Raw genomic sequence first — 14,034 nt, 5'->3', positions numbered from 1 at the left:
GTGTTATGATGAACGAGAAAAATATTTATATTGTTAGGTGCGGAGAAGTTGCGCTTAAGGGCATGAATAAGCCGTATTTTGAGAGGGTACTCCTCGAGAGAGTTAGAGGTGTTCTCAATTCGTATGAAAATACGGAATCAAAGTGGAATGACGGACTTATGATCTTGAAGGTTCCTAAGGAAATTGATGGAGAAGATATTATTAAGAAGGTTTCAAATGTCTTTGGGGTTGCTTCAGTAAGTCCAGCTGTCGAAGCTGAGAAGGATATCGAACAGATTGGTGAATCTGCAGCAGAATTCATGATGGAGCTGATGGAGAGAGAAAGTATCAAGACCTTCAAAGTTAAAGGTAAGAGAGCCGACAAGACATTTCCAATTCAGTCACCAGAGATTGGCAGAATTGTAGGTGCTAAAATACTCAAGACTTGCAAGGTTCTGTCAGTAGATGTTCATGATCCCGATTGTGAGCTATACGTAGATGTTCGCCGTGAAGGTACATATATATTTAGGGATAAAATTAAAGGCTTCGGTGGTCTACCTCTCGGGACGAATGGAAAAGGATTAATCCTGATGTCTGGAGGAATAGACAGTCCTGTTGCGGCATTTATGATGGCGAAACGTGGCATGAGAATTGAGGCTATCCATTTTCACTCATACCCATATACAAGCCCTCGCGCTCAGCAGAAGGTTGAGGATCTCTGTGCGACACTTGCTGGTTATATGGGGACAATTAGAATGCATGTTGTAAATCTTCTGCCGATTCAGGAAGAAATTGTAAAAAACTGTCCTGAAGAAGAGACTACACTTCTCGTGAGACGTTTCATGATGCGTATTGCCGAGAGTATTGCGATTAAGAAGAAGGATATGATGCTCATAACTGGAGAGGACCTCGGTCAGGTTGCTAGCCAGACGGCGGAAGCTCTTGTAGTTACAGACAGTGTAGTTAAGATGCCGGTTATGAGACCTCTGATAGCTATGGATAAAGTGGATATCATGGATAAAGCTAAGGAAATTGGAACCTACGACATCTCGATTCAGCCATATGAAGACTGCTGCACAGTGTTCCTGCCTAAACATCCTGTCACAAAGCCTAAGTTAAGTAAGATTGAGAAGTCCGAAGAAGCACTAGATGTAGAGGATCTCGTTAGTGCGGCGGTGGATTCGGCAGAAGTTATTGATATAACACCTAGATAATAATTGAGATATTTGCTAACATATGGATAGTTATACGTTTTTGCGATCAATTAATATGTAGGATATAGGGATTAAAATATGAGAGATAATAATATCAAGGATAATGGTAGCGGTAAGAGTAACCAAGCTGCTAAGCGCCAAAATTCATGGCTTATAGCTGTGATAGTAGTCCTTGTTCTTATGCTTACGATAGGGATAGTGGTCACAACTCTCGCATATATTGGTGGTGCTAGGCTAAGTCCATCCTCTGGAAGAAGTTCATTTGGAGGTAATTCTGTTGCCGTTATGGATGTAAAGGGTGAGATTGGTGATGTCAGTGCTAGGGCTACATATGATCACAATTGGACGATGCATACAATCAATGAATTGATTGATGATTCGTCTAATAAAGGAATTGTCATCCGTGTTAATTCGCCAGGTGGTAGTGTCTATACATCCGACGAATTGTATGAGGAACTCATGAAGTATAAGAGTAAGACAAAGAGGCCAGTTTATTTCTATTTCCAAGATCAGGCTGCATCTGGTGGATACTATATAGCGATGGCCGGCGATAAGATTTATGCTAATCGAAATACATGGACGGGATCAATAGGAGTTAAGACTGGCACTATTTATGATGTCAGAGGCTTGCTAGATAAGCTCGGTATTAAGACCAATACGATTACTAGTGGCCGGAATAAAGCTATGGGTAGCATGACAAACAAACTCACAGATGAGCAACGTGAAATCCTTCAGAGCCTGATAGATGAAGCATATAACCAATTTGTTAGGATTGTTGCTAAGGGCCGTAATATGTCCGAGAGTAGGGTAAGAGAGATCGCTGATGGTCGTGTTTATTCAGCTAATCAGGCTAAGGAGCTCGGACTAATCGATGGCGTGTGTAATGAGGAAACCTTCTTCAAGACCGTGAGAACATTCAAAGGAATGAAGGATGTGTCGTTCGATTATATGGAACCAGAAAAGGAAGATAGTGTATACGATTTGCTGCAGCAATTTATACAGTCAAAGAGCAGCAGCGGGAAAGCAGCAGAATATCAGAAACTCATTGAGCTGTCAGAAGACGGTAATAAGTTTACGGTTATGTACCTAGCAGACATCAAGAAATAGATATCATAAGGAGTTATCATGGGCATTAAGTACAAAAGAGTTTTGATTAAACTGAGTGGCGAAGCACTTGCAGGAGAGGATAAATTTGGGGTTAATCCGGATGTGACTCTCAAGACTGCTGAGCAGATAAAGGAAATCAGAGCTAATGGTGTAGATGTAGCTGTTGTCGTCGGTGGAGGCAATTTCTTCCGTGGCCGTACAGGTGGAAATATCGATAGGGCTACAGCCGATTATATGGGGATGCTAGCCACGGTTATGAATGCCTTGGCCTTGCAGGATTCACTTCTTTCAATAGGTTGCGAAGCAAAGGTTATGACAGCTATTGAGATTAGAGATATGGCTGAAGGATATTCGAGGCGCAAATCACTCGACTATTTAGAGGCAGGGAAGGTTGTGATATTCGGTGGAGGTACTGGTAGTCCATTCTTCTCAACGGATACGACTGCAGCTCTGAGAGCAGCTGAGATGAACGCCGAGGTTATACTCATGGCTAAGGCTATCGATGCTGTATATTCTGCAGATCCAAAGCTAGACCCTGATGCTGTTAGATATGAACGCCTAACGTATATGGACATCGTTGAAAAAAATTTAAAGGTTATGGATTTAACGGCTGCAACGCTTTGCAAGGATAATTCTATTAAGCTATATGTATTCGCACTTGCAGAGGAAAACGGACTTATGAAGGTAATAAATGGTGAGAATATAGGTACTTTAGTAGAGTAGTTGCTCATCACTTTGTTAATCAGTATTCAAAAATTTATATTAACTATTACGGAGGAAATCATGGCTAAGAAGAGCTTAGAAGAGAAGATTGAAGTTACTAAAAACGTTCTTAAAGAGAATCTGAATACAGTGAGAGCCGGAAGAGCAAACCCAGCACTTCTCGATAAGGTTATGGTAAGTTATTATGGAGTACCGACTCCTCTAAAGTCGCTTTCCAACATCACAACACCAGATCCACGTACACTCATGATTTCACCTTTTGATGCAAGCTCCATTGGGGATATTGAACATGCGATCAATGAGGCAAACCTTGGACTCAACCCATCCAATGATGGAAAGGTAATTAGACTTACTATTCCTCAGTTAACTGAAGAGAGACGTAAGGAACTGATTAAACATGTCAAGAAATTCGGAGAAGAAGCAAAGGTTGCAGTCCGTAATATTAGACGTGAGGAGAACGAGGAACTTAAGAAGCAAGAAAAAGCTCACGAGATTACTGAAGATGACTGCAAGAGTGAACTGGATAATGTTCAGAAAAAGATAGATAAGGCCGTTAAGGAAATCGATGCTATCATTGAAAGCAAAAACAAGGAAGTAATGGAAGTGTAATTCTTAGCAAACGTGGCCTAGGTCACGTTTGCTTTTTATGAGGTTATAGGATGATAGAGATTGGTAAAATACCTAAGCATGTAGCGGTCATTATGGATGGCAATGGGCGATGGGCTAAAAGCAAGAATAGACCTCGTTTATTCGGTCATAATGCGGGTATGCAAGCGATGAAACAAATAGTTATCACCGCTTCGAATCTTGGAATCGAGTATTTAACAGTGTATGCTTTCTCTACAGAAAACTGGAAACGCAGCACAGAAGAGGTTTCGGGCATATTTAAGCTTATAATCAAATACGTGGATTCGGAGCTAAAGGAGCTTATTAAGAATAATGTTCGCATCAATATACTAGGTGACTATAACATGCTGCCAAGTGATTCGGTAAGAGCAATAGATGAACTCCTTGATAAGACAAAGGATAACGATGGGCTAGTATTTAATATTGCACTGAATTACGGTGGAAGAGATGAAATTGTCAAAGCTATCAATGAAATTATTATTGATAGACAGGCACTAGCCGATGAAGGGATATCAGTTGACGTGACAGAGGATGAGGTATCAAATCATCTATATACTGGAGTCTTGCATAAGAATATCCCAGACCCGGATTTAATCATAAGGACGAGCGGTGAAGAACGGCTGTCAAATTTTTTAATATGGCAAGCAGCCTACAGTGAGATGATGTTTACAGATACCCTGTGGCCAGACTATTCACCGGAAGAGTTTACAGCGATGATTAAGAAATTCTCGCATCGTAAGAGGAGATTTGGCGGGAGAGAGAAGGAAGATAAGTAATGAAAACTAGAATTATCTCGGCATTAGTGATGCTACCATTGCTTGTGGTGTTGTATTTTGGAGGTATCTGGCTTGTTGGAGCTGCACTTCTAATATCCGTTATTGGAGTAAAAGAATTCTTTGATGGATTTAATGCATGTGATATCAGACCATCGCGAAAAATAGCGATTGCGATGGCGGTCATCTTATATGCTGGATATCTGATACTTGGGAACATGTCAGATTTTGTTGGAGTTTGGCTTGTTATATCAGTTATGGCGAGTCTAGTCTATGGTTGGGATATCAAGAACCGTGGAATTAGCGATTCAATAGCCACACTTGCAGGTATAGTATATGTTGTACTATTTCCGTATTTCATAGTGCTTATCGATGCATCAAGATATAGACACTTTACTTGGCTTGTTATAATAGCTGCTTTTGGGGCGGATATTATGGCGTACTTTTCAGGTATGTTTTTTGGAAAGCATAAGATGGCACCTAATCTTAGTCCTAAAAAAACTGTTGAAGGAGCAATTGGCGGACTAGTAGGGGCATCAATTTTTTCAGCCTTATTCGGGTACTTCTTTATGCCAAACATCGTGGTGCAGTGTTCGATAATAGGTGTTCTCGGTGGAGCGGTATCGATGGCTGGTGATTTAACCGCTTCTGCTTTTAAGCGACAGATGGGAATTAAAGATTACGGTAAAATAATACCTGGTCATGGTGGGATACTGGATAGATTCGATAGTGTGCTTTTCGTCGCACCGTTCGTATATTATTTTTCAGTATTTTTCATTCGTTAAGGTTGGATAGGAAAAATGGGAATAAAGAGAATAATATTACTCGGTAGCACAGGTTCAATTGGAACTCAAACCTTGGACATAGTCAGAGAAAATCCCGATAAGTTCAAGGTTGTGGCGCTAACTTGCAAAAATAGGATAGATGATCTTATAAAACAGATTCAGGAATTTAAGCCTGAGGCTGTATGCGTTGGAAATAAAGAAGCAGCCGCACGAGTGAGTGCGGCTTTTCCTGCTATTGAAGTGAATATAGGAGATGCTGGTTTAAGAGAAATCGCTAAAGTTGATGCTGATATCGTACTCAATGCCTTGATGGGAATAAGCGGTCTAGCGCCTACTTATGAGGCGATTTTGACAGGTAAGGATATTGCGCTTGCTAACAAAGAGACCCTTGTTGCAGGTGGTAGTTTGATTATGCAGCTGGCTGCAGAAAAAGAAGTAAAGATACTCCCTGTAGACAGTGAACATAGTGCAATCTTTCAGTGTCTAGAAGGAAATAGGGGAAGAAAGGTAAGAAGGATTCTGCTTACCGCTTCTGGTGGACCATTTAGAGGATATAATATTGAGAAGCTCGAGCGAGTTTCTCTACAGGAAGCGTTAAATCATCCGAAGTGGAGTATGGGACGTAAAATTACTATCGACTCAGCTACGATGATGAACAAAGGGCTAGAAGTTATTGAGGCGAAATGGCTTTTTGATATCGAGCCAGATAAAATTGATGTTCATGTGCATCCGGAGAGTATAGTTCATTCTATGGTCGAGTTTGATGATACGTCGATTATTGCACAGCTTGGTCTTCCAGATATGCGAATTCCGATAAGTCTTGCACTTGGATATCCAAGTAGGCTTCATTATTCAGGTGATAGTCTAAACCTGTTTGAGGAGGGTTCAAGCCTTCACTTTGAAAAACCAGATACCAATGTATTTGAATGTTTATCCATGGCATATGAAGCTATTGAAAATGGAGGCAGCTATCCAATACTATTAAACGGTGCAAATGAGGAGCTTGTATCGATGATCATCGAGGGAAAGATAGAATTTTTAGATATACAGAGATCGTTACGTAGATTGATGGATGAACATAAATTGGTTAAGTCAAATACGATTGAAGATATTTTAGAGATTGATAAGGAAGCGAGAGCCAGGGTAAGAGAGCTCTTTAGGTAAAGTGATTTATATGATTTTAACGATAATTCTTACAATATTGATGCTCATGATAATCACAGTTCCTCATGAGTTTGGACATCTTGTAACTGCTAAGCTCTTTCATATTAAGGTGAATGAGTTTGCAATTGGAATGGGACCGCTTATTGCAAGTAAAGATAGGGGTGAAACTAAGTACTCACTCAGGGCTATTCCTATAGGCGGTTTTTGTGCGATGGAAGCAGAGAATGAAGAAAGTGACGAGGAGAGGGCATTCAACAATAAGCCAGCTTGGCAGAGGTTAATTGTGCTCGTTTCTGGTGCGGCTGTTAATGTGCTTGTCGCATTAATTTTGATGATTATAATCACAATATATGTTGGTGTACCGACTAATACACTCGATGAGGTGGTTACCGATTCACCGGCAGCTCAATCAGGTCTTGTCGCTGGTGATAAAATAACTTCTATAGATGGGAAAAAATCGTCATCATGGTTAGATATCGTGACAACAATTTCGAAGAATACTGACGGTAGAGCTATGAAGGCAGTAGTCGTTCGTGATGGAAAGGTTCATACGTACACCATTACACCTGAGAGGGATAAGGATGGCAGGCTAGTAATCGGAATAGTGTCTAAGTCGACGCACAATGTGTTTGTATGCACAGGTCAAGGCGCGAAAATGACGTGGAATCTTAACAGCCAGATGCTAAGTGCACTTAAACAGATGTTGCATAAGGGTATAAATAAGGATAGCGTGACAGGTCCTGTTGGAATGGCAGGGCTTGTGAACAAAACAGCTCATGCAGGAACATTATCGTATTTGTATCTAGTAGCTCTAATCAGTCTAAATATGGCTATTATAAATCTTTTGCCTTTTCCTGCGCTCGATGGTGGCAGAATTATATTTGTTTTGATCAGTAAAGTTACTGGAAATATGGTTTCTAGTAAAGTGGAAGGATATATGCACTTAGTTGGATTTGCTGTTCTAATGGCACTTTTTGTATTTATCACATGGCAGGACTTAGCAAAAGTATTTGGACATTAACATATAGGTAGGTATTGGCATGACTAAACAGGTTAGATGCGGCAGAATTCTTATTGGTGGAGGTGCACCTGTATCAATTCAGTCGATGACAAATGTAGATACAAGAGATAGCGAGAAACTTCTTGCACAGATTAACGAGCTTGAAAATGCTGGTTGTGACATAGTGAGAGTTGCGATTCCCGATGAAGCTGCGGTGAAATCATTTGCGAAAGTTCGTCAGGAAACGGAGATGCCGCTCGTAGCAGATATTCATTTTAACTATAAGCTAGCTCTTGCAGCAATTGAGGCTGGGGCAGATAAGATTAGAATCAATCCAGGTAATATCGGTAGCGATGATAGAGTGGCAAAGGTTGTTGAAGCTGCTGGCAACAAGGGGATTCCTATCCGCGTAGGAGTGAATTCTGGTTCGCTTGATAAAAAGCTACTGACTAAGCATGGCAGTGTAACTGCTGCTGCGCTTGCAGAGAGTGCGATAAATACATTGGGCAAGATTGAGCGTATGGGATTTGACGACTTGGTTCTATCTATTAAATCATCTAATGTAAAGATGAACTATGATGCCCATATGCTGGTAAAGGAGTTGACTGACCATACTCTTCATATCGGTATAACTGAATCGGGTACACCTGAAAATGGGCGACTTAAATCAGCTGTAGGAATTGGATCCTTGCTTCTGGCTGGCGTTGGAGATACTCTCCGTGTATCACTTACAGACGATCCAGTAAATGAAGTTATATTCGGGCGTAGAATCCTTGAGGCTGTCGGTCTTAGGGAGAAGAGTATAGAGATTGTATCATGTCCGACTTGCGGTAGAACTGAGGTCAACCTAATTGAAATGGCAAATGAGGCAGAAGAGAGACTCAGAGAGATTGGTAATAGAAGGGCACGACTCGGTTTAAAGCCCCTTAAAATAGCGGTCATGGGGTGCGTGGTAAATGGACCTGGAGAATCAAGGGAAGCAGACTACGGAATTGCTGGTGGCAATAAGGACGGCCTTGTGTTTGCACATGGTGAAATAATCGCAAAGGTGTCTGAAGATGAGTTGATTCCTACTCTCATTGACATAGTTTCAAATGATACAACTAAGAAATAATACATTGATGGAGAAAATTAATCGATGATTGAAGTACCGAATGGAATACTTACTCCTGAAGAGGTTAGTGAATCTGCGGGAAGACATGTAGATGAGCTTACGCTGTCTTTTAAGAACATATCTCTCGATAGCGCTGGATTAGTGCTTGAACTTGATGTGCTCGTAAATTTTGACGTTAAACCAAGACTAGAGCGCATCATGAGAGAAAGGCTTATAAAGTCACTCGGAAATATAAATGACGTTATGTTTAATTATTTCTACGATGAGAGCTATGGGGAAAGCAAGCAGCAAGTATTTGGAGCAAACATTAAACCTACTGAGAAACCAAAAGCGATTAATAATGGGATAATACTTGGCAAGAGAATTACTATGGCTGAAACTGCGTATGAGAATCTTGCCGAGATTTCTGGTGCTCGAACAAATGTAGCTGTATCAGGTACGGTATTTGAAATAGAGATTAAGGATACTAAGAAGAAGAACTTCTGGGTTATGACTCTTAGGATTAACAGAGGACCAAAGGCTGTTGCTGTAAAGACATTTATTAAGAGCAAGCAGGAATTTGATGCAGCTAATGAATTATTATCAAAAGGTGACGAGATAATTGCACAGGGTGATATTCGATATGACGAGTATATTCATGAGAACGTCATGATTGCTAACAGCATCAATAAAGCGATAAAGCGCACCAGGATAGAAGCTTATAATGGGCAAAAGCGAGTTGAGCTCCACGCTCACACTAGAATGAGTGAAAATGATGGTTTTAATGATGTCGAAGAAATGGTTAAGCAAGCTGCCGACTGGGGGCAGCCTGCTATTGCAATCACCGACCATGGTGTTGTGCAGTCATTTCCAGATGCTGCAAATACAGCAAAGAAACTCGCAAAAAAGGGAAAGAATATTAAGATTCTGTATGGGATGGAAGGTTATCTCTACCCAGATGATGACGCATATGATGAGAATGGCAAAATCAATCTGAGCAAAAAAAGAAACACATATCATATTATCCTAATCGCCAAGAACCTTACTGGTCTTAAGAACCTCTACAAGATAGTTTCATTTACCCATATTGACTATTTTTATAGAAGACCACAGCTTCCTAGAAAGGTTCTAGATAAGTATCGGGAGGGGCTGATCATAGGAAGTGCATGCGAGGCGGGAGAGGTCTTTCAAGCTGTATTAAAGGGTGCTTCAGATGAAGAACTGCTAAAGATCGCGTCATATTATGATTACCTAGAGATTCAGCCACTTGGGAATAATCACTTCTTAATAAATAACGACAGATATCCTCATGTGACGAGCAAGCAGGATCTTATCGACATGAATATGAAGATAGTTGAGCTTGGAGATAAACTTGGAAAACGTGTTGTTGCAACTACAGATTCACACTATCCAGATAAAGAATCCGCAATTTACCGCAACATCGTAATGTCAATGGTTGGCTTTAATGATACGAATTCAAATTCTCTCTATTTGAGAACAACAGCTGAAATGCTTAAGGAATTTGAGTACCTAGGCGATAGAGCTAAGGAAATAGTCATAGATAATACTAACTTTATTGCTTCCATGACCGAAGAGTTCGAGCCTGTTCCAGATGAGAAGTGTCCACCGAGTATCGAAGGAGCAGATGAAACCCTAAGAGAATCGTGCTATGCGAGAGCTAAAAGCATATACGGCGATCCACTTCCTAAGGAAGTTTTGGAGAGGCTTGATACAGAGCTCAACTCCATCATAAGTAATGGGTACGCTGTTATGTATGTGGCAGCGCAGCTCCTCGTTGAAAAATCAAACAAAGACGGTTACCTCGTAGGTAGTCGAGGTTCGGTAGGTTCTTCATTTGCGGCTACAATGGCAGGAATAACTGAAGTAAATCCGCTTGAGCCACATTATATATGTCCTAAGTGCCATAATTTAAAGTTTACAGATCAACTAGATAAGTATGATACCGGCTTTGATATGCCTGATAGGGTATGTGAAAAATGTGGAGCAGATATGGAAAAGAACGGTCTGAACATCCCATTTGCGACATTTCTTGGATTCAATGGTGATAAAGAGCCCGATATCGATCTTAATTTTGCAGGTGAATATCAACCTATTGCTCATAAATTCGTAGGTGAAATATTCGGTGAGGAGAATATCTTCAAAGCTGGGACGGTTGCTACAATCGCTGAAAAGACCGCTTTTGGATATGTAAAGAAATACGAAGAAAATACTGGCAAGAGATTCTCCAATTCAGAGGAACTTGTACTCGCAAATGGCTGTACGGGGACAAAGAGAACCACAGGTCAGCATCCAGGTGGTATCATTGTAGTTCCTGCTGATAGAGAGATATTTGAATTCTGCCCAGTTCAGAAACCTGCAAATAACAGGGATGCTGAGTTCATAACAACCCATTTTGACTACCATAAGATTGACAAGAACCTGCTCAAACTCGATATACTTGGTCATGATGTACCGCAGATGATTAGACACCTTCAGGACATGACGGGTGTTGATCCGCTGGGAATAGATATTGCTGACAAGAAGACACTCAGCATATTTACATCAATCGATGCGTTAAATATAGTCAATCCAGAAGAGTATGAGTTCAAACATGGTACTTACGGTATACCTGAATTCGGTACAAACTTTACAAGAGGAATGCTTGATGCCATTAAGCCAAAAACTATCTCTGCTCTTATAAAGATTTCTGGTTTTTCTCATGGTACTGATGTATGGACGAATAATGCTGAAGACCTCATTAAAAACGGCGTTGCAACTATCGATGAACTGATATCGTGCCGAGATGACATCATGAACTATCTTATGATCAAAGGTGTAGATAAGGGTAATGCCTTCAAAATCATGGAGGCTGTACGTAAAAATAAAGAGCTGAAGCAAGAGGAACTCGCTATCATGAAAGAGCACGGTGTACCTGATTGGTATGTGGAATCATGTAGGACACTCAAGTACCTATTCCCTAGAGCACATGCCGCAGCATATGTAATGATGGCACTCAGAATGGCATGGTTTAAGGTTTACTATCCAAGTGCTTTTTACTGCGCGTGGTTATCAACAAAGATTGATAACTTTGATGTAAATGTAGCTAGAGGCGGTGTTGAGGCGGCAAAGGCTGCCCTAAATGCACTAAACTCCGAAGACGATGATACAAGTGCTGCAAAGAAAAAAGAACTAAAGGTAGTATATGAAGTTATATACGAACTGCTCTCTCGAGGCTGTGAATTCTCGTTACCAGAGCTAGGTGTATCAGATCCGTGCATGTTTAACGTTGTCGATGACAAGATTAAGATACCATTTATGGCAGTATCGGGAGTAGGGCGAAGTGCAGCAATTTCACTTGCAGAGGCCTACAATGATGGACCGTTTTTATCCACAGACGAGGTGCAAAGAAAAACTAAACTATCAAGTACTAATATCGAAGATCTAAAAGCTTGCGGAGTGTTTAATGAGCTCCCAGATAGTGCACAGGTATCAATCTTTGATATGTAGAAAAGTTTGCTATCCAGAAAGAATTATGATATCATATGCATGAACGTTAGAGAGCGAAAGAGTGGGGCGACCCACTCTTTCACTTATGTTATGACTTTTTCCGGGATGAATTATGGCCAAACAAGATGTTACTGCAAGGATTGAAGACTTGCTAAATGAGTATCTTACAGGTAAAGAGCTTGAGATATACAATATTGAATATAAGAAGGAAGGTAAAGACTGGAAGCTTCGAGTATACCTTGATAAGCCATTTGACTGTTATACAGAATATGTTGACATCAATGAGTGCGAAGACGTTACTCGCTTTTTGAGTGATAAGCTAGATGAAGAAGATTTTATTGAGAGAAGCTACACTTTAGAGGTTTCCTCACCGGGGCTTGATAGAGAATTGATTAAACCATCTGATTTTGATCGATTTGCAGGCAGAGAGGTTGAGGTCAAGCTGTATAAGTCAATCGATGGCAAGAAGGAATTCACTGGCACATTGATTGGCAAATCGGCTGATGAAGTTACGATAGATATAGGAGAACGTAAGGTCGTGATTCTGGCAGAACAAATTTCTAAGATTAATTTAGCGGTAATTTTTTAGGAGGATTCGATGAATAAAGATTTTTTGGATGCTCTCACTGAACTAGAGCGTGAGAAAAATATTTCAAAAGAAGACATTATCACTGCGATTGAAGATGCGGTAGAACTTGCTTATAAGAAAAACTACGGTAACTATCCAAATGTAAGAGTTTTGGTTGATCGTGAGGATGGTGAAGTACTTGTTCTAATGAGCAAGGAAGTTGTTTCAGAAGTTGAAGACGATATGATGGAAGTTTCTCTTGAAGAGGCTAGATCGTATGACGAAAGATACGAGGTTGGCGATGTCATCGAATACCAGGTTGACCCAAAAGACTTCGGTCGTATAGCTGCCCAGACTGCAAAGCAGGTAGTAGTGCAGAGAATCAGAGAGGCGGAGAGACGCAACTCTTATGATGAGTTCGTTAATAAACAAGGAGAGATTGTTACTGCTAAGATTGAAAGAATCAACAATGGGACGATGTTCCTTTCGGTTGGTAACTCTGAGGGGATATTGCCACTATCTGAGCAGGTTAAAACTGAGTCTTTCAACGTAGGTGACAGAATAAAGGTTTATGTTATCGATGTTAAGAAGGCTACAAAAGGACCTCAGATATTTCTATCGAGATCTCATCCAGGTTTAGTAAGAAGATTGTTTGAACTAGAAGTTCCTGAAATTGCTGATGGAACAGTTGAGATTAAGGGAATAGCTCGTGAGGCAGGATCAAGAACCAAGATTGCCGTATATTCACACGATGATAATGTTGATCCAGTTGGAGCATGTGTTGGCAACAGAGGTATTAGAGTGCAGAATATTGTCGATGAGCTCTTCGGTGAGAAAATTGACATCATTGTATGGGACGAGGATCCTGCTGTTCTAATCAGCAATGTACTGAAACCGGCTGAGGTTGAAGGTGTATATATAAACTATGTTAGCGAAAAGGAAAAGATGGCAACAGCAGTGGTCCCAGAGCAGCAGCTTTCTCTTGCAATCGGCAGGGAAGGACAGAATGTAAGGCTCGCAGCCAGAGTAAGTGGTTGGAAGATTGATATCAAGAGCAAGTCACAGCTAGAGGACAGCGGCTTTGATTTTGATGAGTACGAAGACCAGGATGAACCTAGAGTAGAAGTGCTTATAGATGAAGGTGTGCCTGCAGAGGCGCTGCTTGAGCAGGAAGATAATGAAGTAGATAATGAAATAGAAGAGGAAGCATAAGTATGGCTCTTAATGAGAATAGAGAGCCAATGCGAAGATGCATTGGATGTAGAATTTCACATCCAAAGGGAGAAATGTTTAGGTTCACATGCCGCAGCATGCAAATTTATGAAGATATAACGGGAAATGGCGAAGGCAGAGGCGTGTACTTATGTAAAAGTGAGCCTTGTATAGAGTCTGCCCGTAAGAATAGATCATTTAACAGAGCTTACAAGAGAGCGATTGATGAAAAGAGCTTGGGTGAGCTACTAGGCAAGATGCTGGAGAAAACAAGGAGGTAGC

Annotated in this window: 13 protein-coding genes; all 13 read left to right on the top strand. The window is 40.8% G+C overall.

Annotation, left to right across the window (positions count from 1 at the left end):
• The first annotated feature begins 8 nt into the window (after window positions 1-8).
• Complete coding sequence (thiI, locus tag QU661_RS04900) at window positions 9-1,193, top strand: tRNA uracil 4-sulfurtransferase ThiI (RefSeq protein WP_304989151.1); 1,185 nt, start codon at window positions 9-11, stop codon at window positions 1,191-1,193.
• A 78-nt stretch (window positions 1,194-1,271) separates the two neighbouring features.
• The gene (sppA, locus tag QU661_RS04895) at window positions 1,272-2,300 is read left to right on the top strand and encodes a signal peptide peptidase SppA (RefSeq protein ID WP_304989150.1); all 1,029 of its coding nucleotides are present in this window, start codon (window positions 1,272-1,274) and stop codon (window positions 2,298-2,300) included.
• A gap of 18 nt (window positions 2,301-2,318) precedes the next feature.
• Window positions 2,319-3,023 carry a UMP kinase gene (gene pyrH / locus QU661_RS04890; RefSeq protein WP_304989149.1) on the top strand — a complete coding sequence of 235 codons (705 nt, stop codon included), beginning with the start codon at window positions 2,319-2,321 and terminating at the stop codon, window positions 3,021-3,023.
• A gap of 60 nt (window positions 3,024-3,083) precedes the next feature.
• On the top strand, window positions 3,084-3,632 hold the full coding sequence (gene frr, locus QU661_RS04885; RefSeq protein ID WP_304989148.1) for a ribosome recycling factor: 549 nt from the start codon (window positions 3,084-3,086) through the stop codon (window positions 3,630-3,632).
• 50 nt (window positions 3,633-3,682) lie between these two features.
• Window positions 3,683-4,426, top strand: a complete 744-nt coding sequence (locus tag QU661_RS04880; RefSeq protein ID WP_304989147.1) for an isoprenyl transferase — start codon at window positions 3,683-3,685, stop codon at window positions 4,424-4,426.
• Window positions 4,426-5,208 carry a phosphatidate cytidylyltransferase gene (locus QU661_RS04875; RefSeq protein ID WP_304989146.1) on the top strand — a complete coding sequence of 261 codons (783 nt, stop codon included), beginning with the start codon at window positions 4,426-4,428 and terminating at the stop codon, window positions 5,206-5,208. The genes QU661_RS04880 and QU661_RS04875 overlap by 1 nt, the downstream gene beginning before the upstream one ends.
• A gap of 15 nt (window positions 5,209-5,223) precedes the next feature.
• Window positions 5,224-6,372, top strand: coding sequence for a 1-deoxy-D-xylulose-5-phosphate reductoisomerase (locus QU661_RS04870; RefSeq protein ID WP_304989145.1), 1,149 nt, complete (start codon window positions 5,224-5,226; stop codon window positions 6,370-6,372).
• A 10-nt stretch (window positions 6,373-6,382) separates the two neighbouring features.
• Window positions 6,383-7,393, top strand: coding sequence for an RIP metalloprotease RseP (gene rseP, locus QU661_RS04865; protein WP_304989144.1), 1,011 nt, complete (start codon window positions 6,383-6,385; stop codon window positions 7,391-7,393).
• Window positions 7,394-7,412: 19 nt separating this feature from the next.
• A complete protein-coding gene (gene ispG, locus QU661_RS04860) occupies window positions 7,413-8,486 on the top strand; it encodes a flavodoxin-dependent (E)-4-hydroxy-3-methylbut-2-enyl-diphosphate synthase (protein WP_304989143.1) in 1,074 nt (357 codons plus the stop codon).
• A 24-nt stretch (window positions 8,487-8,510) separates the two neighbouring features.
• Window positions 8,511-11,972 carry a PolC-type DNA polymerase III gene (locus QU661_RS04855; RefSeq protein ID WP_304989142.1) on the top strand — a complete coding sequence of 1,154 codons (3,462 nt, stop codon included), beginning with the start codon at window positions 8,511-8,513 and terminating at the stop codon, window positions 11,970-11,972.
• Between the two features lie 112 nt (window positions 11,973-12,084).
• The gene (locus tag QU661_RS04850) at window positions 12,085-12,561 is read left to right on the top strand and encodes a ribosome maturation factor RimP (RefSeq protein ID WP_304989141.1); all 477 of its coding nucleotides are present in this window, start codon (window positions 12,085-12,087) and stop codon (window positions 12,559-12,561) included.
• 9 nt (window positions 12,562-12,570) lie between these two features.
• Window positions 12,571-13,752 carry a transcription termination factor NusA gene (gene nusA, locus QU661_RS04845; RefSeq protein ID WP_304989140.1) on the top strand — a complete coding sequence of 394 codons (1,182 nt, stop codon included), beginning with the start codon at window positions 12,571-12,573 and terminating at the stop codon, window positions 13,750-13,752.
• A 2-nt stretch (window positions 13,753-13,754) separates the two neighbouring features.
• Window positions 13,755-14,033: a YlxR family protein gene (locus QU661_RS04840; RefSeq protein WP_304989139.1), complete on the top strand. Its 279-nt coding sequence runs from the start codon at window positions 13,755-13,757 to the stop codon at window positions 14,031-14,033.
• The last annotated feature ends 1 nt before the right edge of the window (window position 14,034 follow it).

The organism is Mogibacterium neglectum (genome assembly GCF_030644205.1).
GTDB classification, from domain to species: Bacteria; Bacillota; Clostridia; order Peptostreptococcales; family Anaerovoracaceae; genus Mogibacterium; species Mogibacterium neglectum.
This window is presented reverse-complemented; position numbering and strand designations above follow the sequence as displayed.

Excerpts from the sequence above, each read along its gene's own strand:
- ispG (WP_304989143.1), top strand. The coding sequence starts at position 7,413 with ATGACTAAACAGGTTAGATGCGGCAGAATTCTTATTGGTGGAGGTGCA.
- pyrH (WP_304989149.1), top strand. The coding sequence starts at position 2,319 with ATGGGCATTAAGTACAAAAGAGTTTTGATTAAACTGAGTGGCGAAGCA.
- QU661_RS04875 (WP_304989146.1), top strand. The coding sequence starts at position 4,426 with ATGAAAACTAGAATTATCTCGGCATTAGTGATGCTACCATTGCTTGTG.
- QU661_RS04850 (WP_304989141.1), top strand. The coding sequence starts at position 12,085 with ATGGCCAAACAAGATGTTACTGCAAGGATTGAAGACTTGCTAAATGAG.
- thiI (WP_304989151.1), top strand. The coding sequence starts at position 9 with ATGAACGAGAAAAATATTTATATTGTTAGGTGCGGAGAAGTTGCGCTT.
- QU661_RS04855 (WP_304989142.1), top strand. The coding sequence starts at position 8,511 with ATGATTGAAGTACCGAATGGAATACTTACTCCTGAAGAGGTTAGTGAA.
- frr (WP_304989148.1), top strand. The coding sequence starts at position 3,084 with ATGGCTAAGAAGAGCTTAGAAGAGAAGATTGAAGTTACTAAAAACGTT.
- nusA (WP_304989140.1), top strand. The coding sequence starts at position 12,571 with ATGAATAAAGATTTTTTGGATGCTCTCACTGAACTAGAGCGTGAGAAA.
- rseP (WP_304989144.1), top strand. The coding sequence starts at position 6,383 with ATGATTTTAACGATAATTCTTACAATATTGATGCTCATGATAATCACA.
- QU661_RS04840 (WP_304989139.1), top strand. The coding sequence starts at position 13,755 with ATGGCTCTTAATGAGAATAGAGAGCCAATGCGAAGATGCATTGGATGT.
- sppA (WP_304989150.1), top strand. The coding sequence starts at position 1,272 with ATGAGAGATAATAATATCAAGGATAATGGTAGCGGTAAGAGTAACCAA.
- QU661_RS04870 (WP_304989145.1), top strand. The coding sequence starts at position 5,224 with ATGGGAATAAAGAGAATAATATTACTCGGTAGCACAGGTTCAATTGGA.
- QU661_RS04880 (WP_304989147.1), top strand. The coding sequence starts at position 3,683 with ATGATAGAGATTGGTAAAATACCTAAGCATGTAGCGGTCATTATGGAT.